The following is an 18,861-nucleotide window of genomic DNA, read 5'->3' on the forward strand; positions in this document are numbered from 1 at the left end:
TGGCCCTTTCCCAGGGACTGTCCGCCCGCTGTCGAATCGCTCTGCTCATGAATGTATTCCTATCGCATTGAGTGGAACAAAGCAAGAACTTTCTGATGGCGCGCCGCAAAACTGGCGCTGCCCACCGCTTTCCGCTATTCGGCTAAACATGCTCAGCGTCCTGATCGAAACCCTGAATGACGAGGAGGGCCTCGCCCGCACGCTCGCCTCGCTGATCGGCGGTGCGGTCGAAGGCGTGGTGCGCGACGTTCTCGTCTGCGACACCGGCTCGACCGATCAGACGCACCGCGTCGCCGAACATGCCGGCTGCCACTATGTCAGCGGCGGCATCGCCGCCGGCATCAGGCAGGCCAAGGGCGACTGGCTGCTCTTGCTGGAACCGGGCGCGCGGCTGGGGGAGGGCTGGATCGATGAGGTCGTCGCCCATACTGCCAGGCAAACCATGGCGGCGCGATTTTCGCGGGCACGCGGCAGCCGCGCGCCGTTCCTGTCGCGGGTCTTTGCCGGAAATCGCGCCCTCGCCGAAGGCTTGGTGATCAGCAAGCGTCAGGCCGCTGCGCTGTCGAAGGGCGCCCGCAGCGCCGAAGCCATCGCCCGCGGCCTGGCGACAAGAAGGCTCCACGCCGAGATCTGGGTGGCGCCGCGGAAGTGACGGCTTACCATCCCGGCCTAGGGAACGCCGCCCAAGCAAATTTTCTGGCGGGTTGTCGTTTATTGTGCATTGCACAAAATCTGGCCGGGGGTTACCATTCCCAGCGATACGGGCGAATGGGTTTGGGGTGTGCCGGAGCGGCGGCGACGACTATCGTCGATGCTGTTCCCTCGACATTTGAGGACCCCGATGACCCTTTCAAGCCCTGACAAGTCCGGCGCTGCGAGCCTCGAGGCGATCGCACGCAACGGCGGTACGCTGCGCCGCATCGCCGCCCGCATTCCGACCTATCTTTCCGACCTTCGCGAGAATCCGGCATGGCTGCCGATGTTCATGCTGGCCCGCACCATGCCGGCGCGGCGGCTGCACTGGCGCGGTGCGAAGCCGGTTCGGCCGGCGCGCAATGTCAGTGAAACGATGTTCGCCGGCGTCGATCGCGATGCCGTCGTCGGCGCGCTGCGGACGGAGGGGCTCTATTCGGGCCTGATGCTGCCGGCCGCCATCCATGAGGAGATCGCCCGCTTCGCCGAGCACACGCCATGCTTCGGCAATTTCGACCGCCGGCTGGAATTCCTGCCCGAAAAACACGCCGATGCAGAAAAGCATTTCGGCCGCCCGCTGCTCAGCGGTCACTATTTCGAGCGGGTCCTCGACTGCAACGCTGCGGTCGCCGTGCAGCGCGATCCGCTACTCCTCGACATCGCAGCGCACTATCTCGGCAGCCAGGCCAAGCTGATCACCACCCGCGTCTGGTGGAGCTTTCCGACCGGTGGCGTCTCGGACGCCGACAAGAACATGGCTTCGCTCGGCAAATACCATTTCGACCTCGACGACTGGCGCATGCTGAAGTTCTTTTTCTACCTGGTGCCGGTCGACAACGACACCGGGCCGCATGTCTATGTCCGCGGCTCCCACAACCGCCGCATCCTGAAGCATCAGCTGACGCTTCTGGTCGGCCATTCGGCGGAAGAGGTGCTGGGCGTCTATGGCGAGCAGAGCCCGGTCACGCTGACCGGGCAGGCCGGTCTCGGCTTTGTCGAGGATCCGTTCGGCTTCCATATGGGTACCTTGCCGACGCGCACGCCACGACTGATGATGGAAGTCGGCTTCGGCGTCTCGCCGCCGTCGCGCCGGCGGTTTCACGGCGAGCCGGTCATTCGCTGAGGCGGGATCGCCCGGCTGATACCTCGCTCCGTCTCAGCCGCGCCGCAAATGCTCGTCCAGGCGCGGCATGATCTCGACGAAGTTGCAGGGCATGTGCCGATAGTCGAGCTGCGGCTTCAAAATGCCGTCCCAGGCGTCCTTGCAGGCGCCGGGCGAGCCCGGCAACAAGAAGACGAAGGTGGCGTTGACGACGCCGCCGGTTGCCCGGCTCTGGATCGTCGAAGTGCCGATCTTGTCGTAGGAGATGCGGTGGAACACTTCGGAAAAGCCGTCCATGCGCTTTTCGAAGATCGGCTCCAGCGCCTCCGGCGTCACGTCGCGGCCGGTGAAGCCGGTGCCGCCGGTGGTGATGACGACATCGATCGCATCGTCCTTCGACCAGCCCAAAACCTTGTCGCGGATCTTGTCGCGGTCGTCGGTGACGATGTCACGAGCGGCGAGGATGTGGCCGGCCTCGGTGATGCGGTCGGCCAGGGTCTGCCCGGATTTGTCGTCGGCGAGGCTGCGCGTATCTGAAACGGTCAGTACCGCGATGCGTACGGGAACGAAGGGGCGGCTCTCGTCAATCCTGGCCATGCGCCTCAGCCTCCGATGTCATGCTTCGCGTCGCGGCGACAAACCAGTCGGGATGGCGGCTGCGGATATCGACGGCCGCGCGCTTGGCCACATTGCCGGTCTCGAACAGCCCGAAACAGGTGGCGCCGGAACCAGACATTCTGGCAAAACCGGCTCCAGCCTTGTTCAGCACAGAAAGCGCCTTGCCGATGGCGGGCTGGATTGCACGCGCCGCAGGCTCGAGATCGTTGCGGGTGATCTCCAGCCAGTTGCGGATGCTGTGGAAGTCGAGGCTGCGCGGCAGCGGCGGCAGTCCCGCATTGTCGCGGCGGCCAAGCGCCTCGAACACGTCGGCCGTCGAGACGGCAGTTCCTGGATTGACGAGCACCAGACCCAGCGCCGGGAAACCCGGCACGAGCGTCAGCTCGTCGCCGATGCCGCGGGCTATCAGCGGCTTGGCTGCGAGGCACATCGGCACGTCGGCGCCAAGCGACAGGCCGATCCGCGCCAGTTCGGCATCGCCGATGTCGAGCCTCCAGGCCTGGACCAGAGCACGCAGCACAGCCGCCGCGTCGCTTGACCCGCCGCCGACGCCGGACGCGACCGGCAGGTTCTTTTCGAGCCTGATGGCGACAGCCGGCGCATGCTGGGGACCGGCCTCGCGACGCAGCGCGTCGCGCGCTTTCGCCACCAGATTATTGTCGTCGGCCGGTACCGCGGAGGCGTATTTGCCGGACACGGAAAACCCGTCGCTGTCGGCAAGTTCCGTCTCGATGCGGTCGCCGAAGCGCGTGAACACAGCCAGGCTTTCGATCGTGTGATAACCGTCGGCGCGCCGGCCGGTGACGTGCAGCGCGAGATTTATCTTGGCGTGCGCATGCGATGCCCGGATGCTGGTCTCGGAATCCACTGGCTCGGCCGCGAGGGAGACGACGGTCAATCCTTGGCCAGACGGTATTCGCCGGTCTTCGGATCCTTGACCAGCGTTCCCATCGTACCGTTGGCGGCTTGCTTTTCGGTACGCCGCACCTTGGCGGTCACCCGCTCGGCTTCCCTGACGAAGGAGCGGTAGCCGAAATAGGCGGCAATGCCGACGACGGCGAAGAAAATGATCTGCGGCATGTCAAACTCTCCCTCGCAAGGCCGGCAAGACGGCCGGTCGGGTCGGTTGATGATTTATGCTAGACGCTTTCACCGGCTTTTCAAAGCCCGAAGCGCGCCCACAGCGCGCGCTCTTCCGCCGCATCGATGACGCCGCTTGCCGCGGCGGCGGCAATATCGGGCGCCGAAAAACTCGAGCCGAACAGGCCGAAGCGGCCGAACAGGCCGCGCGGCGCGGTGATCAGCTTGAGCTGGGTCTTCGGCCCGAAACGGCTTTTCAGCACGCTGCGCATGTCGCCGAGGGCATCGACCAGCCCGAGCTCGAGCCCCTTCTTGGCCGTCCAGAACAGGCCGGTGAACAGGTCGGGATCGTCCTTGAGCTTGCTGCCGCGCCTATCCTTGACGAGATCGATGAAGGTCTCGTGGACCTCGAGCTGCAGCGCCTTCAGGCGCTCGACGTCTTCCTTCTTTTCCGGTTTGAACGGGTCGAGCACCGCCTTGTTCTGGCCGGCGGTGTGGACGCGGCGCTCGACGCCGATCTTCTTCAACAGCTCCGGAAAGCCGAACGAGGCCGACACCACGCCGATCGAGCCGACGATGGAGGACGGGTCGGCAAAGATCTCGTCGCCGGCGACCGCGATCATGTAGCCGCCCGATGCCGCCACGTCCTCGACGAAGACCAGGACCTTCTTGTTTTTCTCCGTTGCCAGGTCGCGGATGCGCCTGAAAATCAGCCGCGACTGCACCGGCGAGCCGCCTGGCGAATTGATCGAGATGGCGACCGCCGGCGCGTCGAAGGAAAACAGCTTTTCGAGAAGGCCGGCAGTCGACGCCAGCGACAGGCTCGGCCGGAACTGGCCGCCGCCGGGCATGATGGTGCCGTGCAGCCGGATGACCGGAATGGTGACGACGTTCGAGCGCCAGGATTTCGGCAGCAGGCGATTGAAAAGACGTTTCACGAGGGGGCTGTCTCCGGTCGATTTGCTTGAGGCATGTAGGAATTCGCCGGCCAACGGCAATGCCGTCACCCCGGCAATCAAAATGGATCAGTCTCCGAACAGCGACGCCAGCCCGTTATTGATCAGCTCTGCCCGTTCCGAGGGGCCATTGCCTGAATAGGCATGCAGCATCAGCGGCGGCCGGATCGACAGCTTGCCGCGTGCGCCGAGTGCTGCCCGGACGACGATGCGGATCGCTGCCGCTTCGGGGCGAGGATGGACGGCCAGCATCTCGGCATCGCCGAAGCGGCCGGCAATGGCATCGAGGATGGCGCCGAGCTGTTCCGGCCGGGCAATGACGGCCAGCCCGCCGCCCGGCCTGACCACCGCCGCCGCGCTGCGGATCCAGCTGTCGAACAGCCCGTCCTCCGCGACATGCGCGGCCTTTCTCAGCGGATCGGGCGTCGCGCGATCCTCGGCGGCATTGAACGGCGGGTTCATGATGACGAAATCGAAGCTGTTGTCCTCGAGGCCGGCGGCCGTTCGCGCCCGGCCCGACAGCGCGACATCGGCGACGAGCACCGAGGCGCGGTCGCTGAGATGCGCGTTGCCGGGATGGGCGAGCGTGGTTGTGGCGAAGGCCGCCATTTCCGGAGAACGCTCGACGAGCACTGCCTCGGCACCGGGGCAACGCGACAGTACCGCCAGGCCGGCGGCACCGGCACCTGCGCCAAAGTCGGCTAGCCGCCCGGCGAACGAGGACGGCACGGCAGCCGCCAGCATCATCGCATCCATGCCGGCGCGGTGACCTGCCTTTCTCGGCTGCACCAGCCAGAAGCGACCGCGATGGAAGGCATCGACCGTATGAGCCGGCATGTCCGGGACAAGGGCAGCGGGCGACGCGGACATTATTTTTGGCGGATCTCGTTGGCGATGCCGGCATCCGTCAGGATGCGCCGCGCCGCATCGGCCTTGTCGGCATCCACCATGACACGGCGGGGCAGGATGCCGATCGAGCCGTCGAGCACGCTCATGTTCTGGTCGGCGACGAAAAAGCCGATGCCGGCATCGCGCATCAGCGATTCGACAAAGGAAATGATGACGGCGTCGTTGGTGCGGATGAGCTCTATCATCGGATGAAACTCGCAGTTTGCGGCGTTGATGTAAACGTGGACGTGATCATGTACCAGAGCCGCCGCGCCAATTCGCCTCTTGCCGCACCGGTGGCTGCCGCCCTAGAGTCTGTCCAGGGACCATGTTGCCGTCGTGCATATCGAGGTTGGGAGTTTTGCCGTGGGTGTCGTTCTCAACATTGAAAACGGGAAGCGGGAAGCCGCCTCGATCAAGGACCTTATCGACCTGACCGCCGCCGACATGGGGCGCGTCAACGAGCTGATCCTGTCGAAGGCCGGCTCCGACGTCGAGATGATCCCGGAGATTGCCAACCATTTGATCTCGTCCGGCGGCAAACGGCTGCGGCCGATGCTGACGCTCGCCGCCGCCCAGATGTTCGGCTATTCCGGTGACGGCCACGTCAAGCTCGCCACGTCGGTTGAATTCATGCACACCGCGACACTTCTCCACGACGACGTTGTCGATGAAAGCGGCATGCGGCGCGGCAAGAAGACGGCGCGCATGATCTGGGGCAACCAGGCCAGTGTTTTGGTCGGCGATTTCCTACTCGGCCAGGCCTTCCGCATGATGGTCGATGTCGGCTCGCTGGAAGCGCTCGATATCCTGTCGAGCGCGGCCTCGGTCATCGCCGAAGGCGAGGTGATGCAGCTCGCCGCCGCCAAAAACCTCGAGACCACCGAGGATGAGCATTTCGCCGTGATCAAGGCCAAGACCGCGGCGCTGTTTTCGGCCGCCGCCGAGGTCGGCCCAGTCATCGCCCAGGCGACGCGCAATGATCGCGCAGCACTCCGCTCCTACGGCATGAATCTCGGCCTTGCCTTCCAACTGATCGATGATGCGCTGGATTACGGCGGCACCAGCAAGGACCTCGGCAAGAATGTCGGCGACGATTTCCGCGAGGGCAAGGTGACGCTGCCGGTGATCCTCGCCTATCGGCGCGGCACAAAGGCCGAGCGCAGCTTCTGGAAACGTGTCATCGAGGACAATGCCGCCGACGATGCCGGACTGGAGAAGGCCATCGGCCTGATGCTCCGCCACGGCGCAATTGCCGACACCATCGGGCGCGCCCGCCATTTCGGCGAGATCGCCCGTGACGCGCTGGCGCCGCTCGAGGCGACGCCGCAGAAATCGGCGCTGATCGACGTCATCGATTTCTGCATCAGCCGGGTGAATTGACAGGCGTCGGCGCCCGCGCCTGTTCTCATCGCGCCTTTGCCGGAAGAACCATTGCTGCGAGCAGGCTGACGACGATGCCCGCCGCCGCGAGCCAGAAGGCGACCTGGATGCCGTCGGCGACGGCAATTTTCAAGGCATTGCCGGACAATTCGCCGATTTGGCTGTTCGCAATCGCAATCAGCACGGCCATGCCGATGGCGTTGCCTACATTGAGTGTCGTCGAAGCCATCCCCAAGGCGACGCCTTGCTGGTCATGGGCGACGCCGGAAGCGGCGGCAATCCACATTGCGGTCCAGACGATGCCTTGTCCGACGCCGGAGACGATCAGGCCGGGTACGAGGGACAGATAGCTGCTCTCCGCGGTCGCGCCTGATACCATCAATGCTGTGCCGACCGCGCCGACGATCATGCCGCCGACCAGCGTGCTGCGCGTCGAAAAGCGCGTCGCCAGACGCTCGCCGGCTTGCGTGCCGGTGGCGATGGCGACCGACGGCACGAGAAAGGCGAGGCCCGTCTGCAAGGCGGTGAAGCCGTGCACGTTCTGCAACAGCACGGTGAGGAAGTAGGGCAGCGCTCCGAAAGTGGCCATGTAGAGGAAGGTTATCGTCATGCCGCGACGAGGCTGCGGTTGTGGAACAGGCGCAGCGGCATCAGCGGATCGGCGCTCTTCGCCTCGATCATCGTGAAAGCGATCAGGAAGAATGCCGCCAGTGCTGCACTGACGATGATTGCGGTCGATCCCCAGCCATATTCGGGCCCCTGAACCAGTGTGAAGACAAGCAAGGTCGCGCCGGCGGTGACGGTCAGCGCGCCCGGCAGATCGAAGCTGCGGTGCTCGTGCGGCTTCGGATCGCGCGGAATGATGGCGAAAGCCGCGATGATGGCGATCCCGGCCAAAAGCACGTTGACGTAGAAGACCGACGGCCAGCCGAAGGCGCTGGTCAGAAACCCGCCGGCAAGCGAACCGAGCGTCAGGCCGCTGGCGCCTGCGCCACCCCAGACGGCGAGCGCCCGGTTGCGTTCCGGTCCTTCGGCGAACAGACGGTTGATCAGCGACAGCGTCGCCGGAAACAGGAAGGCGCCGCCGATGCCTTGCACGGCGCGGGCCGCAATGATGATTTGCGGCGACCATGCGAGGCCGCCGACCAGGGACGAGAGCGCGTAGAGCCAGAGCGCGAAGATGAAGACGCGGCGCTGGCCGATCAGGTCGGCGGCCCGGCCGCCGAACAGTAGGAAGCCGCCGGTGAACACGGTATAGGCGCTGACCACCCATTGCAGGGTCTGGCCTGAAAATCCGAGGCCGGCGCCGATCTCCCCGGCAACGCCACGAAGACGATGTTGAGGTCGAGCGCGATGATGAGCTGCGCGAAGGCGAGCAGCGCCAGCGTTGCGCCGCGCTTCGCGCTGGTTGTTCCTTGCGCTGCCATCGCCCCGAGCGGCGCGCCTTGATCGAGTGAACTCATGCCGGTCTCCTTGTCGACAATTATTTAATGATCGACAAAGAATTGAGATTTGCAATCCGAAGTCAAGCGGATTATTTGTTGATCGACAAAAATTGGAGACCGCCATGGCAGGCAGGCCAAGGGAATTCGACCGCGACCAGGCGCTTGAGAAAGCCCGCGACGCCTTTTGGAGACGCGGCTACGAGGGCACCTCGATGGCCGATCTCGTATCGGCGCTTGGCCTCGCATCGGCGCGCATCTATGCCGCCTTCGGCTCGAAGGAGGACCTGTTTCGCGAAGCGGTGGCGCTTTACGAAGCCAATGAGGGCGGCTTCGCCACGCGCGCGCTGCAGGAAGAACCAAACGTCCGGCGCGTCATCGAGCGCATGCTTCGCGACGCCGTCGAAATCTATACGCGGCCGGGGCGGCCGCAGGGCTGCATGGTGGTGACGGCCGCGACCAATTGCGCCGTCGAAAATGACGCCGTGCTGCAATGGCTGGCGGAGCACCGGCTGGCACGTACCGCATCGATCGTCGAGCGATTGAAAAAGGCCGTGCGCGATGGCGAATTGAAGCCGGCCACCGACGCCGCGGCGTTGGGCGATTATTATGCCACGCTGATGCACGGCCTTTCGGTGCAGGCACGCGACGGCATTCCGAAAAAACGGCTGCACGATCTTGTCACCGTCGCCATGCAGGCGCTCGACGCAAGGCTCTCGCAAACGTCCTGAGTTCCGGGCCGTGACGCCTCACTTACCGGCTTGTTCGGCGGCCCTTCTGGGATTGACCTCCGGCGTCGGCGGCGGCGAACGCTGCTTCGTAGATACGATCGACGATGGCGAAGGCTTCTTCGTCGCGCGGCACTTCCAGCATCGGCGCCCCCATGGCTGGCGAAGCAAGAATTGAAATCTCATCCTGCCACGCAAAGTTGCATGGCGGAAGCTTTCAACCGATGGCGCTTATGGATCGCTTACGGCATCGGGCAAATAGCGACGCGCAGGCAGCGCCAAAGCGGACGCCACGCGGTCAAGGGTCGCAGTTCAGGCCCTTTCGGCATGGTTTATTAATTGCTTGACCCGATTGTGAATTCGGGCCGGGTTGAAGCACGACCCCAAAAAGGCCATGCTTTACCTGTAAAGATCGAGTCTACGGCGATCCCGCTGACGCGGAGATGGCGTTTGGCTGAAAGGGATATGATGCGGCAAGGATATGCGCGCTGGCTGACGGGGCTGGCAATCGCGACGGGCATGGCGATCTCGGCTCTGCCGGTCCATGCCAAACAGACCGCAGAGCCGGTCAGGATCACATCCTTCTCGGGGGCCTATCTCGCCGCCCGGATTGCCGAAGGCGACAACGACCTCGACAGCGCCGTCTCCTACTACAAGCAGGCGCTTGCCTTCGATCCGAACGATACGGGACTGCAGCAGAGCCTGATGCTGTCGCTGATCGCACAGGGGCGCTTCGATGAGTCCCTGGTCTACGCCGACAAGCTCAAGGCGGTTCCCGATGTCGAGCGCTTCTCGCGTCTGGCGCTGGCCATCGATTCCTTCCACAAGAAGGATTTCTCCAAGGCCGAATACTGGCTCAAGCTGTCGCTAGAATCCGATCTCGACCGGCTGATTTCCGGCGTCATGACCGGCTGGGCCAAGCAGGGTGCGGGTGACGCCGGCGAGGCCATGGCTTCCATCGACAAGCTGCAGGGCCCCGACTGGTTCGGCCTGTTCAAGTCCTTCCACCGTGCCTTGATTGCCGACGCCTCCGGCCTGCCCGACAGGGCGGATGCGCTCTACACCGCCACCCTGCAGGACACGGCCGCCGGCGGTGCCGCCCCCGAAACATGGATGCGCAACGCGCAGGCCTACGCCTCTTTCCTCGCCCGTAAGGGCGACAAGGCCAAGGCGCTGTCGGTGCTCGACCAGGCCGAGACATTTGCGCCCGGCAAGGTCGAGATTGCAGCCCTTCGCGACAAGATCAACAAGGGCGAAAGGATCCAACCCTTCGCTGCCGGCCCGTCGGACGGCGCCTCGGAAATCCTGCTCGATCTCGCCACCGCGCTCAACCGCGGCGGCGGCGAGCCGTTCGTGCGGCTTTATCTGCAATATGCGCTGGCGCTGCGGCCCGACAATGACGCGGCGCTCGTTCAGCTTGCCGCCGTTGCCGAGCAGTTGAAGGACGGCGAGGGCGCCATCGCGCTCTATCGCCGCATTCCCGCCGGTTCGCCGCTGAAGGAGCTTTCGGACCTGCAGCTCGGCCTCAACCTTGCCGATCTCGACCGCAACGACGAGGCGATCACCCACCTCAAGGCCATCGTCGATGCGCATCCCGACGACATGCGCGCCTATCTGGCGCTCGGCGGGGTCTATTCCTCGAAGGAGGATTTCCGCTCCGCCGCCAATCTTTATGACAAGGCGGTCGAGGTGTTGAAGACGCCGACCGCCGTCAACTGGAACATCTTCTACCAGTGCGGCATCGCCTATGAGCGGCTGAAGGAATGGCCGAAGGCCGAGCCGAATTTCCGCAAGGCGCTGGAGCTCTACCCCGACCAGCCGCAGGTTTTGAACTATCTCGGCTATTCCTGGGTCGACAAGGACATGAACCTCAAGGAAGGCCTCGCGATGATCCAGAAGGCCGTCGACCTGAGGCCGAGCGACGGCTACATCGTCGATTCGCTGGGCTGGGCCTATTATCGCCTTGGCCAGTTCGACGACGCTGTGCGCGAAATGGAACGCGCCGTTTCGTTGAAGCCGGAGGATCCGGTGCTCAACGATCACCTCGGCGACGCCTACTGGCGCGTTGGCCGCAAGCTGGAAGCCACCTTCCAGTGGAACCAGGCCCGCGACCTGAAGCCGGACCCGGACGTGCTTGCCGCCTTGCAGCAAAAGCTGATGAAGGGCCTGCCGCCGATCGAATCCAACACGGCGCAGGAAACCCCGAACGTAAAGCCCGAGCCGGCGCCCGCTCCGAAGGGGTGACCCCATCGCCTTGACGGTCGCGGAGCGGCACTCTACGAGGTGCCGCATCCCGCCGGAGGCCGCCGTGACCGTTGACATCCCTGCCCACACGCATCCCAGCCGCTCGTTCCAGGGGCTGATCCTGACCTTGCATAATTATTGGGCGGACTATGGCTGCGTCGTCCTCCAGCCTTACGACATGGAAGTCGGCGCCGGTACCTTTCATCCGGCAACGACATTGCGCGCGCTCGGCCCAAAACGCTGGAACGCGGCCTATGTCCAGCCCTCGCGCCGCCCCAAGGACGGCCGCTATGGCGAAAATCCGAACCGGCTGCAGCATTATTACCAATACCAGGTGATCCTGAAGCCCAATCCGCCCAATTTGCAGGAGCTTTACCTCGGCTCGCTGGCCGCGATCGGCATCGATCCGCTGCTGCACGACATCCGCTTCGTCGAGGACGACTGGGAAAGCCCGACACTGGGCGCCTGGGGACTGGGCTGGGAGTGCTGGTGCGACGGCATGGAGGTGTCGCAGTTCACCTATTTCCAGCAGGTCTGCGGCATCGAATGCGCGCCGGTGGCGGGTGAGCTCACTTACGGGCTGGAACGGCTGGCCATGTATGTGCAGGGCGTCGACAATGTCTACGACCTCAACTTCAACGGCCGCGAAGGCGCCGACAAGGTGACCTATGGCGACGTCTTCCTGCAGGCCGAGCAGGAATATTCGCGCCACAATTTCGAATTCGCCAACACGGTGATGCTGCTCAGGCATTTCGAAGACGCCGAGGCCGAGTGCAAGGCGCTGCTACAAGCCGGCGCGCCGGCGTCGAACGACAATCTGGCGATGCACAGGATGGTATTCCCCGCCTACGACCAGTGCATCAAGGCCAGCCACGTCTTCAACCTGCTCGATGCACGCGGCGTCATTTCCGTCACCGAGCGCCAGAGCTACATCTTGCGGGTTCGCAATCTGGCCAAGGCCTGCGGCGAGGCGTTTCTGCTGACGCAGGCGGGTGGAATGGCGGCTTAGCTCCAGGCGATTTCGACAGGGGCGCTGATTGGCAACGTGCCTTGGCCGCTTGCACCGGCTATTGTCCGCAGCGCCTGCCGGACGCCGGGCATCGAGAAGGCACCGTGCACCTGCGCTGTAAAACAGGCGCTGAGCGCGAGGATCTGCAGGAATGTCGATGCCGTTTTCATGGTCGTTCAGCCAATAGCTCTCTGCCTGAGCGTTGGTCGCTTCAGCGCTGCGTTCGGTTCATGGAAATCTTTGATCCAAGGACGGGCGGACCGGCGCGTGTCCGACAGGAGGCTGAATTTTTTCGGAAATCGCCGCTGGACGCCTTGATCGTGCTGGCCCGATCTTGCTGGGAAGGGTGACAGCAGCCGACCGAGTTGCTATGCCCCGCTTACCTCCGCCTCGATGGGGGAGGACGCCGCGAAGCGGCGGCTGTTTTTTGTCGCGTGAGCTCTTTCAATGCCTGACCTGCTTCTAGAACTTCGTTCCGAAGAAATCCCCGCTCGCATGCAGCGCAAGGCGGCCGGCGATCTCAGGAAGCTTTTGACCGACGGTCTGGTCGAAGCCGGGCTGACCTATGAGGCGGCGCGCGAATATTGGACGCCGCGTCGGTTGGCGCTCGACATCCGCGGCCTGACCGCCCGCTCGAAGGACATCAGCGAGGAGATCAAGGGCCCCTCGACCAAGGCGCCCGAGCAGGCGGTGCAAGGTTTTCTGCGCAAGGCCGGCCTTGCCTCGATTGCCGAGGCGCATGTTCATTCCGATCCGAAGAAGGGCGATTTCTATGTCGCCCATATTGCGAAGCCGGGCAGGCCGGCGGAGCAGATCATCGCCGAGCTGGTGCCGGGCATCATCCGCAACTTCCCCTGGCCGAAATCGATGCGCTGGGGGCCGGCGTCGGCCAAGCCCGGGTCGCTGCGCTGGGTGCGGCCGCTGCAATCGATCCTGTGCACCTTCGGCCCGGAAACCGAGGAGCCGGTGGTGGTCGATTTCGAGATCGACGGCATCCGCTCGGGCAACGTCACCTACGGCCACCGTTTTCATGCGCCGGGCGCCATCACGGTGCGCCGCTTTGACGATTACGTTGCCAAGCTTGAAGCGGCCAAGGTCGTGATCGATGCCGACCGACGCAAGGAGATCATTCTTGCCGATGCCAGGAATCTCGCCTTCGCCAGCGGGCTCGACCTCGTCGAGGACGAGGGGCTGCTGGAGGAAGTGTCGGGCCTGGTCGAATGGCCCGTCGTGCTGATGGGCGAATTCGAGCAGGATTTTCTGGCCATTCCGGCCGAGGTGATCAGGCTCACCATCCGCGCCAACCAGAAGTGTTTTGTGACGCGGCCGCATGGCGCGGGCGACGAGCTTTCCAACCGCTTCATCCTTACCGCCAATATCGAGGCCAAGGATGGCGGCAAGGAGATCGCCCATGGCAACGGCAAGGTGGTGCGCGCCCGCCTGTCCGACGCGCTCTATTTCTGGAAGACCGACCAGGGCGACCTGCCGGATCTCGACCAGTTGCAGGCATCGGCGGAAAAGTTCGGGCTTGACCTCAACAAGCCGCTCGACCAGCGCATGGCCCGCCTCGACCATCTCAATGTGACGTTTCATGCCAAGCTCGGCACGCAGGGCGAGCGGGTGGAGCGGATTGCGCGCTTGGCCGAAGAACTGGCACCAATCGTGGTGCGCGCAATCTCCCCCCTTGAGGGGGAGATGGCCGGCAGGCCAGAGGGGGTCGCTTCGCGTGAAGCGCCGGCATCCTCGGTCCACAAGAGAGAGTCGCGTCAGGACGCACCGATCCCCTCTGTCGCCTTCGGCGACATCTCCCCCTCAAGGGGGGAGATTACCGCGCTGGCGCGTCGCGCTGCCGTCCTCGCCAAGGCCGATCTCACCACCGAGGTGGTTGGCGAATTCCCGGAACTGCAGGGCGCCATGGGTCGCAAATACGCCCTGCTGCAACGCGAGCATCCGTCGGTCGCCGCTGCGATCGAGGAGCACTACAAGCCGCAGGGGCCGTCAGATCGCGTGCCGACTGATCCGGTATCGATCGCCGTGGCGCTCGCCGACAAGCTCGATACGCTGGTCGGGTTCTGGGCGATCGACGAAAAACCGACCGGATCGAAGGACCCCTATGCGCTGCGGAGAGCGGCGCTGGGGGTAACGAGGATACTGATTGAGAACGGGATTAGGTTGTCCCTGAAATCTGTGGCCAATATCGCGTCCGAAGATATTGCAGGTCACATACGCGATCCCAAACTCGACCGACAGTTCGAAATTGCTGCGGAGCTAGAGCAGCAACTCGGAGGAGATTCGCTTACCGATCTCGTCATCGAACGCGATTCCGCAATCTCAAACAACACCTTTGAACGTTCCGGAGAAAGGCAGCAGCGAGAGATCAACAACCTCCTCTCCTTCTTCCACGATCGCCTCAAAGTCTATCTCCGCGACCAGGGTGCGCGGCACGATCTAATCGACGCGGTGCTGGCGGCGGGTTCGCGCCCGATCTCCCCCCTCGTGGGGGAGATGTCGGCGCAGCCGACAGAGGGGGGCGCTGTCCCGCCGGCCTCTCGGCGCGAGGCGCCCCCCTCTGCCCTGCCGGGCATCTCCCCCACAAGGGGGGAGATTGGCCAAAACGACGACCTGCTGCAAATCGTCCGCCGCGTCGAAGCGCTTGGTTCCTTCCTCGACAGTGAGGACGGCAAGAACCTGCTTGCCGGCACCAAGCGTGCGGCCAACATCGTCGCTGCTGAAGAGAAGAAGGCGACGGCGATCGCAAGCAGCGTTGAGCCGGCTCTGTTCCGGGAGGACGCGGAGAAAGCCTTGTTTGCGGCGGTGAATCAGGCCGAGAGGCAAGCCGGCGAAGCAATTCAAAACGAAGACTTTTCCGCCGCCATGCTGGCGCTTAGCGTGTTGCGCGAGCCGGTTGATTCATTCTTTGAGAAAGTCCTCGTAAACGACGAGGACCAGGCGGTGCGCGCCAATCGCCTGGCATTGCTCGCCCGCATCCGCGCGGCGACCGACCGGGTCGCGGATTTCTCCAAGATAGCCGGCTGACATCCGCGAAAAAATCATCGCTTACCGGCCATTCGAGCCGGCTTACAGTCATATGCCGATGATCTCCGCGTGGCAAAAGGGACATGTTCCCAACCCACGGAGGCTTCCATGAATTCCGCTCACGACATCGAAGTGACAGAAGAGACCGAGACGCTTGAACCCACCTCCGAAACGACGCTCGACGAGGCCGCTGCCGTTGTGGTCGAAGCTGCCGATCTGTCGGACGATGAGGACGGCGACGATGAAGACACCGACGAGGAAGCTGCTGAGGACGATAAGTCAGCTACCCTCTCCGACGACGATGGCGACGACGACGAAGATGACGAGGAAGACGACGACAGCGTGAAGGCCGAAAGCGCCGCCGGCGAAAAAGACGCTGACGACGAAGAAGAATCAGACGACGCCGACGATACGGACGAAGAAGAAGCAGCCTGAGATTTCAGGCGCTTTACGCCGCTTCAGTCCATGAACCAGGGCGGCGCTCTCGCGCCGCCCTGGTTCATGGCGCTACTTCAGGCACTATTTAGGCTGTTCGGGAGCGGCTAGCGGCGCAGGCTGCGGCGCTGCGGGCTCGGGGGTTTTGCTGGCGACCTTTGGACCGGCCTTGTTGTTCGCGGCGGGCGCGGCGGCGGTGGCCGGCGCGGCTCTGGGCGCGGGCGTTGCAAAGGCATCGCCGACGATACCGCCGCGAATGATCATCGGGCTTCCAGTGAAGCCATGGCTCGGCTGGCTCGGGATTGCCGCGACCTTTTCATCGGTGACGTTTCCATTGACGTTGGCCAGCTTCTCGCCAAGCGCGACGATCGACGGTGTTTTCGTCCGCTCGACCGAGCCGGGACTGGCCACCGTACCGACCACCGAAGGCGTCGCCGTCGTCTGCCCGAGAAAAACCAGCGACGAGGCCTGTGCCGTGCCGGCCATAACCGCCAGACCAAGCGCACCAAGGATACGCATCGAAAGCATGATAGTTCCCCTTGCCCAAGAAGACGGCACCCTAGCCGAGGGCAGTTGATGCCGGCTTGCGGGGAAACATAGCATTTTAGCGATTTGCGATTCGCCAACGCCTGGGCTTGCTCGCCCGGCGTCGCCGTATTAGGCACCCGCATCCGTGAGGTGACGACAGTGGCTGAAATTCGTACCGTCGGCGAGGCGATGGAAAGGGCGTTGGCGCTGCTCGAAAGCGGCGACGTCGTCGCCATACCGACCGAGACCGTCTATGGGCTGGCCGGCGACGCGACCAATGGCGTTGCCGTGGCTCGTATCTTCGAAGCCAAGGGTCGCCCGCGCTTCAACCCGCTGATCGCCCATATAGCCGATCCGACGATGGCCGAGCGCATCGCGCTGTTCGATCCGCTGTCGGAAAGATTGGCGCAGGTATTCTGGCCGGGACCGCTGACGCTGGTTCTCCCGCAGCGGCCCGGCAACGGCATTCATCCGCTGGTCACCGCCGGTCTGGACACCATCGCGCTGCGCATGCCGAAAGGCTTTGGCGGCGAGCTGATCGCCAGGTTCGGCCGCGCGCTTGCGGCGCCCAGCGCCAATTCCTCGGGCAGGATCAGCGCCACCACGGCCGAGGCCGTGGCCGCCGACCTCGGTCCCCGGATCAAGCTCATCGTCGATGGCGGCGCGACGCGGGTCGGGCTGGAATCGACGATCCTCAAGGTCGAAGCCGGAAAGCTGCGGCTGCTGCGACCGGGCGGCATTGCCGCCGAAGAGATCGAAGCAGTGGCCGGGACAAAGTTGCTGCGCGGCGCTTCGGGCATCGAGGCGCCCGGCATGCTCGCCTCGCATTACGCTCCGGGTGCGGCGGTGCGGCTCAATGCCGGCAAGGTCGCCACAGGCGAAGCCTTGCTGGCCTTCGGCCGCCGCCGTGCCGAGGGCTGGCGCGATGCAGCCGCACTGCGCAATTTGTCGGAGACCGGCGACCTGCGCGAGGCAGCAAGCAATCTCTTCGCTCATCTGCAGGATCTCGATGGCAGCGGCGCCAAAACCATCGCCGTCGAGCCGATCCCGTTCGAAGGGCTGGGCGAGGCGATCAACGACAGGCTTTCGCGCGCCGCCGCCCCGCGTGACAAGATCGCCCCTCGTGACAAGATGGATTGAGCACCATAGTTTCCACCCATGAACGACATTTCCCCCGACCTCGATCCTGCCGTCATCGCGCGCTTTGTGACAATCGTCGGCGACAAATATGCGCTGCGCGACCAGCAGGACATCACGCCTTACCTCGCCGAGCGGCGCGGACTTTGGCACGGCAGGACGGCGCTGGTGCTGAGGCCGGGGACCGTCGAGGAGGTCAGCCGCATCATGCGGCTGGCGAGCGAAACGGGCACGCCGATTGTACCGCAAAGCGGCAACACCGGGCTGGTCGGCGCCCAGGTGCCGGACGCGTCCGGCCGCGAGATCGTGCTGTCGCTGTCGCGGCTAAACCGCATCCGTGAGATCGATACCCTGTCCAACACGGTGACGGTCGAAACCGGCGTCATCCTGCAGACGCTGCAGGAAGCGGCCGATGCCGCCGACCGGCTGTTTCCGCTGTCGCTTGCCGCGCAAGGCTCCTGCCAGATCGGCGGCAATCTCTCTTCCAACGCCGGTGGCACCGGCGTGCTTGCCTACGGCAATGCGCGCGAACTCTGCCTCGGCGTCGAAGTGGTGCTGCCGACCGGCGAAGTGTTCGACGATCTGCGCAAGCTGAAGAAGGACAATACCGGTTATGATCTGAAGGACCTGTTCGTCGGCGCCGAGGGTACGCTCGGCATCATCACCGCCGCCGTGCTCAAGCTTTTCCCCAAGCCCAAGGGGCGCGAGGTGGCGTTTGCCGGCCTGTCATCGCCGGAGGCGGCACTGTCGCTGTTCAGCCTCGCGATGGACCGTGCAGGGGCAGCGCTCACCGCCTTCGAGCTGATCGGCCAGAGGCCTTACGACTTCACGCTTGCCCACGCACAAGGCGTAGTGCGGCCGCTGGCCGGCGATTGGCCGTGGTATGTGCTGATGCAGATCTCGTCGGGCCGCTCGGCCGAGGATGCACGGGCGCTGATCGAAGAGGTGCTGGAGGCAGGCCTCGAGCAAGGGATCGTCGGCGATGCGGTGATCGCGTCAAGCATCGCCCAGGGCGATGCGTTCTGGAATTTCCGCGAAGTGCTGCCCGAGGCGCAGAGACCCGAAGGTGCCTCGATCAAGCACGACATCTCGGTACCGGTGGCGTCGATCCCGCCCTTCATCGAAAAGGCCGCCGGCGCCGTGCAATCGGTCAGTCCCGGCGCACGCGTCGTCTGCTTCGGCCACATGGGCGACGGCAATCTGCACTACAACATTTCCCGGCCGGTCGACGGTGACGACGAGGCGTTTCTCGGCCTTTACCACGTCATGAACAAGGCCGTGCACGACGTCGTGCGCTCGTTTCATGGCTCGATCTCGGCCGAGCACGGCATCGGCCAGTTGAAGCGGGACGAATTGATCGCGACGGCGCCACCGATGGCGATCGAGCTGATGCGCAGGGTGAAGGCCGCTTTCGATCCCGCCGGCATCATGAATCCCGGTAAGGTTATCTGATCCTTTCGCCGGCCCGCGCCGGTTCGTATTCCGATAACCATCCGCCTCGGATCAGCAAAATTTAACCGACTTTCTTAAGCGCGAGGATAAGAAGCTCGCGCTAATGTTTCTCCACAACGAGGCTGGGAAA

Annotated in this window: 21 protein-coding genes; 10 read left to right on the top strand and 11 right to left on the bottom strand. The window is 64.2% G+C overall.

Annotated features, from left to right (window positions below):
• Positions 1-148 precede the first annotated feature (148 nt).
• Together NKH01_RS04680 and NKH01_RS04685 are read left to right on the top strand one after the other, a co-directional pair.
• Positions 149-652: a glycosyltransferase gene (locus NKH01_RS04680; RefSeq protein WP_352789925.1), complete on the top strand. Its 504-nt coding sequence runs from the start codon at positions 149-151 to the stop codon at positions 650-652.
• A gap of 189 nt (positions 653-841) precedes the next feature.
• Positions 842-1,816 (top strand): phytanoyl-CoA dioxygenase family protein, encoded by a 975-nt coding sequence (locus NKH01_RS04685; protein ID WP_353019226.1) that lies wholly within the window; start codon positions 842-844, stop codon positions 1,814-1,816.
• Between the two features lie 33 nt (positions 1,817-1,849).
• On the opposite strand, the gene moaB is transcribed toward NKH01_RS04685, so the two are convergent.
• The 6 genes from moaB to NKH01_RS04715 all read right to left on the bottom strand — a co-directional run bounded on the left by moaB (position 1,850) and on the right by NKH01_RS04715 (position 5,543).
• The gene (gene moaB / locus NKH01_RS04690; RefSeq protein ID WP_353019228.1) at positions 1,850-2,392 is read right to left on the bottom strand and encodes a molybdenum cofactor biosynthesis protein B; all 543 of its coding nucleotides are present in this window, start codon (positions 2,390-2,392) and stop codon (positions 1,850-1,852) included.
• Positions 2,379-3,281 carry a 4-(cytidine 5'-diphospho)-2-C-methyl-D-erythritol kinase gene (locus tag NKH01_RS04695; RefSeq protein ID WP_352814490.1) on the bottom strand — a complete coding sequence of 301 codons (903 nt, stop codon included), beginning with the start codon at positions 3,279-3,281 and terminating at the stop codon, positions 2,379-2,381. Before NKH01_RS04695 ends, moaB begins: the two co-directional genes overlap by 14 nt.
• Positions 3,282-3,307: 26 nt before the next feature.
• Positions 3,308-3,493 carry a membrane protein gene (locus tag NKH01_RS04700; protein WP_023674078.1) on the bottom strand — a complete coding sequence of 62 codons (186 nt, stop codon included), beginning with the start codon at positions 3,491-3,493 and terminating at the stop codon, positions 3,308-3,310.
• 80 nt (positions 3,494-3,573) lie between these two features.
• The gene (locus NKH01_RS04705) at positions 3,574-4,431 is read right to left on the bottom strand and encodes a S49 family peptidase (RefSeq protein ID WP_023716862.1); all 858 of its coding nucleotides are present in this window, start codon (positions 4,429-4,431) and stop codon (positions 3,574-3,576) included.
• 87 nt (positions 4,432-4,518) lie between these two features.
• Positions 4,519-5,319: a tRNA1(Val) (adenine(37)-N6)-methyltransferase gene (locus NKH01_RS04710; RefSeq protein WP_352965347.1), complete on the bottom strand. Its 801-nt coding sequence runs from the start codon at positions 5,317-5,319 to the stop codon at positions 4,519-4,521.
• Positions 5,319-5,543, bottom strand: a complete 225-nt coding sequence (locus NKH01_RS04715) for a putative signal transducing protein (RefSeq protein ID WP_023716864.1) — start codon at positions 5,541-5,543, stop codon at positions 5,319-5,321. The genes NKH01_RS04710 and NKH01_RS04715 overlap by 1 nt, the downstream gene beginning before the upstream one ends.
• 160 nt (positions 5,544-5,703) lie before the next feature.
• Between NKH01_RS04715 and NKH01_RS04720 the strand changes: the two genes are divergently transcribed.
• Positions 5,704-6,720 (top strand): polyprenyl synthetase family protein, encoded by a 1,017-nt coding sequence (locus NKH01_RS04720; protein ID WP_353019230.1) that lies wholly within the window; start codon positions 5,704-5,706, stop codon positions 6,718-6,720.
• A 25-nt stretch (positions 6,721-6,745) separates the two neighbouring features.
• On the opposite strand, the gene NKH01_RS04725 is transcribed toward NKH01_RS04720, so the two are convergent.
• From NKH01_RS04725 to NKH01_RS04735, 3 genes are read right to left on the bottom strand one after another with little or no spacing between them, the layout of a single operon-like run.
• Entirely contained in the window at positions 6,746-7,330 is a 585-nt protein-coding gene (locus NKH01_RS04725; protein WP_353019232.1) for an MFS transporter, read from the bottom strand.
• Positions 7,327-7,989, bottom strand: coding sequence for an MFS transporter (locus tag NKH01_RS04730; protein WP_353019233.1), 663 nt, complete (start codon positions 7,987-7,989; stop codon positions 7,327-7,329). Before NKH01_RS04730 ends, NKH01_RS04725 begins: the two co-directional genes overlap by 4 nt.
• Positions 7,923-8,183, bottom strand: coding sequence for a hypothetical protein (locus NKH01_RS04735; protein ID WP_353019236.1), 261 nt, complete (start codon positions 8,181-8,183; stop codon positions 7,923-7,925). The genes NKH01_RS04730 and NKH01_RS04735 overlap by 67 nt, the downstream gene beginning before the upstream one ends.
• 104 nt (positions 8,184-8,287) lie before the next feature.
• Between NKH01_RS04735 and NKH01_RS04740 the strand changes: the two genes are divergently transcribed.
• The 3 genes from NKH01_RS04740 (at position 8,288) to NKH01_RS04750 (ending at position 12,143) form a co-directional block, all read left to right on the top strand.
• Positions 8,288-8,893, top strand: a complete 606-nt coding sequence (locus NKH01_RS04740; protein WP_023716867.1) for a TetR/AcrR family transcriptional regulator — start codon at positions 8,288-8,290, stop codon at positions 8,891-8,893.
• A gap of 465 nt (positions 8,894-9,358) precedes the next feature.
• Complete coding sequence (locus NKH01_RS04745; protein WP_353019809.1) at positions 9,359-11,134, top strand: tetratricopeptide repeat protein; 1,776 nt, start codon at positions 9,359-9,361, stop codon at positions 11,132-11,134.
• 64 nt (positions 11,135-11,198) lie between these two features.
• Positions 11,199-12,143 carry a glycine--tRNA ligase subunit alpha gene (locus NKH01_RS04750; protein WP_023716870.1) on the top strand — a complete coding sequence of 315 codons (945 nt, stop codon included), beginning with the start codon at positions 11,199-11,201 and terminating at the stop codon, positions 12,141-12,143.
• On the opposite strand, the gene NKH01_RS04755 is transcribed toward NKH01_RS04750, so the two are convergent.
• A complete protein-coding gene (locus NKH01_RS04755) occupies positions 12,140-12,313 on the bottom strand; it encodes a hypothetical protein (protein ID WP_023716871.1) in 174 nt (57 codons plus the stop codon). The genes NKH01_RS04750 and NKH01_RS04755 overlap by 4 nt on opposite strands.
• 277 nt (positions 12,314-12,590) lie before the next feature.
• On the opposite strand from NKH01_RS04755, the gene glyS reads away from it, so the two are divergent.
• Both glyS and NKH01_RS04765 read left to right on the top strand, forming a co-directional pair.
• Positions 12,591-15,179 (top strand): glycine--tRNA ligase subunit beta, encoded by a 2,589-nt coding sequence (gene glyS / locus NKH01_RS04760; RefSeq protein WP_353019239.1) that lies wholly within the window; start codon positions 12,591-12,593, stop codon positions 15,177-15,179.
• 108 nt (positions 15,180-15,287) lie between these two features.
• On the top strand, positions 15,288-15,614 hold the full coding sequence (locus tag NKH01_RS04765) for a hypothetical protein (RefSeq protein ID WP_352914277.1): 327 nt from the start codon (positions 15,288-15,290) through the stop codon (positions 15,612-15,614).
• Positions 15,615-15,698: 84 nt separating this feature from the next.
• Here NKH01_RS04765 and NKH01_RS04770 read toward each other — a convergent pair whose 3' ends face one another.
• Complete coding sequence (locus NKH01_RS04770; protein ID WP_352789810.1) at positions 15,699-16,142, bottom strand: hypothetical protein; 444 nt, start codon at positions 16,140-16,142, stop codon at positions 15,699-15,701.
• A gap of 159 nt (positions 16,143-16,301) precedes the next feature.
• Between NKH01_RS04770 and NKH01_RS04775 the strand changes: the two genes are divergently transcribed.
• Both NKH01_RS04775 and NKH01_RS04780 read left to right on the top strand, forming a co-directional pair.
• Positions 16,302-17,282, top strand: a complete 981-nt coding sequence (locus tag NKH01_RS04775) for an L-threonylcarbamoyladenylate synthase (protein WP_353010752.1) — start codon at positions 16,302-16,304, stop codon at positions 17,280-17,282.
• 18 nt (positions 17,283-17,300) lie between these two features.
• Entirely contained in the window at positions 17,301-18,731 is a 1,431-nt protein-coding gene (locus NKH01_RS04780) for an FAD-binding oxidoreductase (RefSeq protein WP_353019241.1), read from the top strand.
• Positions 18,732-18,861 lie beyond the last annotated feature (130 nt).

Origin of the sequence: Mesorhizobium sp. M1403 (assembly GCF_040317695.1) — a bacterium.
In the GTDB taxonomy this organism is placed as follows: domain Bacteria; phylum Pseudomonadota; class Alphaproteobacteria; order Rhizobiales; family Rhizobiaceae; genus Mesorhizobium.

Coding starts and splice junctions, on each gene's coding strand:
- NKH01_RS04715 (WP_023716864.1), bottom strand. CDS start 5,543: ATGATAGAGCTCATCCGCACCAACGACGCCGTCATCATTTCCTTTGTC.
- moaB (WP_353019228.1), bottom strand. CDS start 2,392: ATGGCCAGGATTGACGAGAGCCGCCCCTTCGTTCCCGTACGCATCGCG.
- NKH01_RS04735 (WP_353019236.1), bottom strand. CDS start 8,183: ATGAGTTCACTCGATCAAGGCGCGCCGCTCGGGGCGATGGCAGCGCAA.
- glyS (WP_353019239.1), top strand. CDS start 12,591: ATGCCTGACCTGCTTCTAGAACTTCGTTCCGAAGAAATCCCCGCTCGC.
- NKH01_RS04700 (WP_023674078.1), bottom strand. CDS start 3,493: ATGCCGCAGATCATTTTCTTCGCCGTCGTCGGCATTGCCGCCTATTTC.
- NKH01_RS04680 (WP_352789925.1), top strand. CDS start 149: ATGCTCAGCGTCCTGATCGAAACCCTGAATGACGAGGAGGGCCTCGCC.
- NKH01_RS04745 (WP_353019809.1), top strand. CDS start 9,359: ATGCGGCAAGGATATGCGCGCTGGCTGACGGGGCTGGCAATCGCGACG.
- NKH01_RS04725 (WP_353019232.1), bottom strand. CDS start 7,330: ATGACGATAACCTTCCTCTACATGGCCACTTTCGGAGCGCTGCCCTAC.
- NKH01_RS04765 (WP_352914277.1), top strand. CDS start 15,288: ATGAATTCCGCTCACGACATCGAAGTGACAGAAGAGACCGAGACGCTT.
- NKH01_RS04740 (WP_023716867.1), top strand. CDS start 8,288: ATGGCAGGCAGGCCAAGGGAATTCGACCGCGACCAGGCGCTTGAGAAA.
- NKH01_RS04755 (WP_023716871.1), bottom strand. CDS start 12,313: ATGAAAACGGCATCGACATTCCTGCAGATCCTCGCGCTCAGCGCCTGT.
- NKH01_RS04770 (WP_352789810.1), bottom strand. CDS start 16,142: ATGCTTTCGATGCGTATCCTTGGTGCGCTTGGTCTGGCGGTTATGGCC.
- NKH01_RS04685 (WP_353019226.1), top strand. CDS start 842: ATGACCCTTTCAAGCCCTGACAAGTCCGGCGCTGCGAGCCTCGAGGCG.
- NKH01_RS04780 (WP_353019241.1), top strand. CDS start 17,301: ATGAACGACATTTCCCCCGACCTCGATCCTGCCGTCATCGCGCGCTTT.
- NKH01_RS04710 (WP_352965347.1), bottom strand. CDS start 5,319: ATGTCCGCGTCGCCCGCTGCCCTTGTCCCGGACATGCCGGCTCATACG.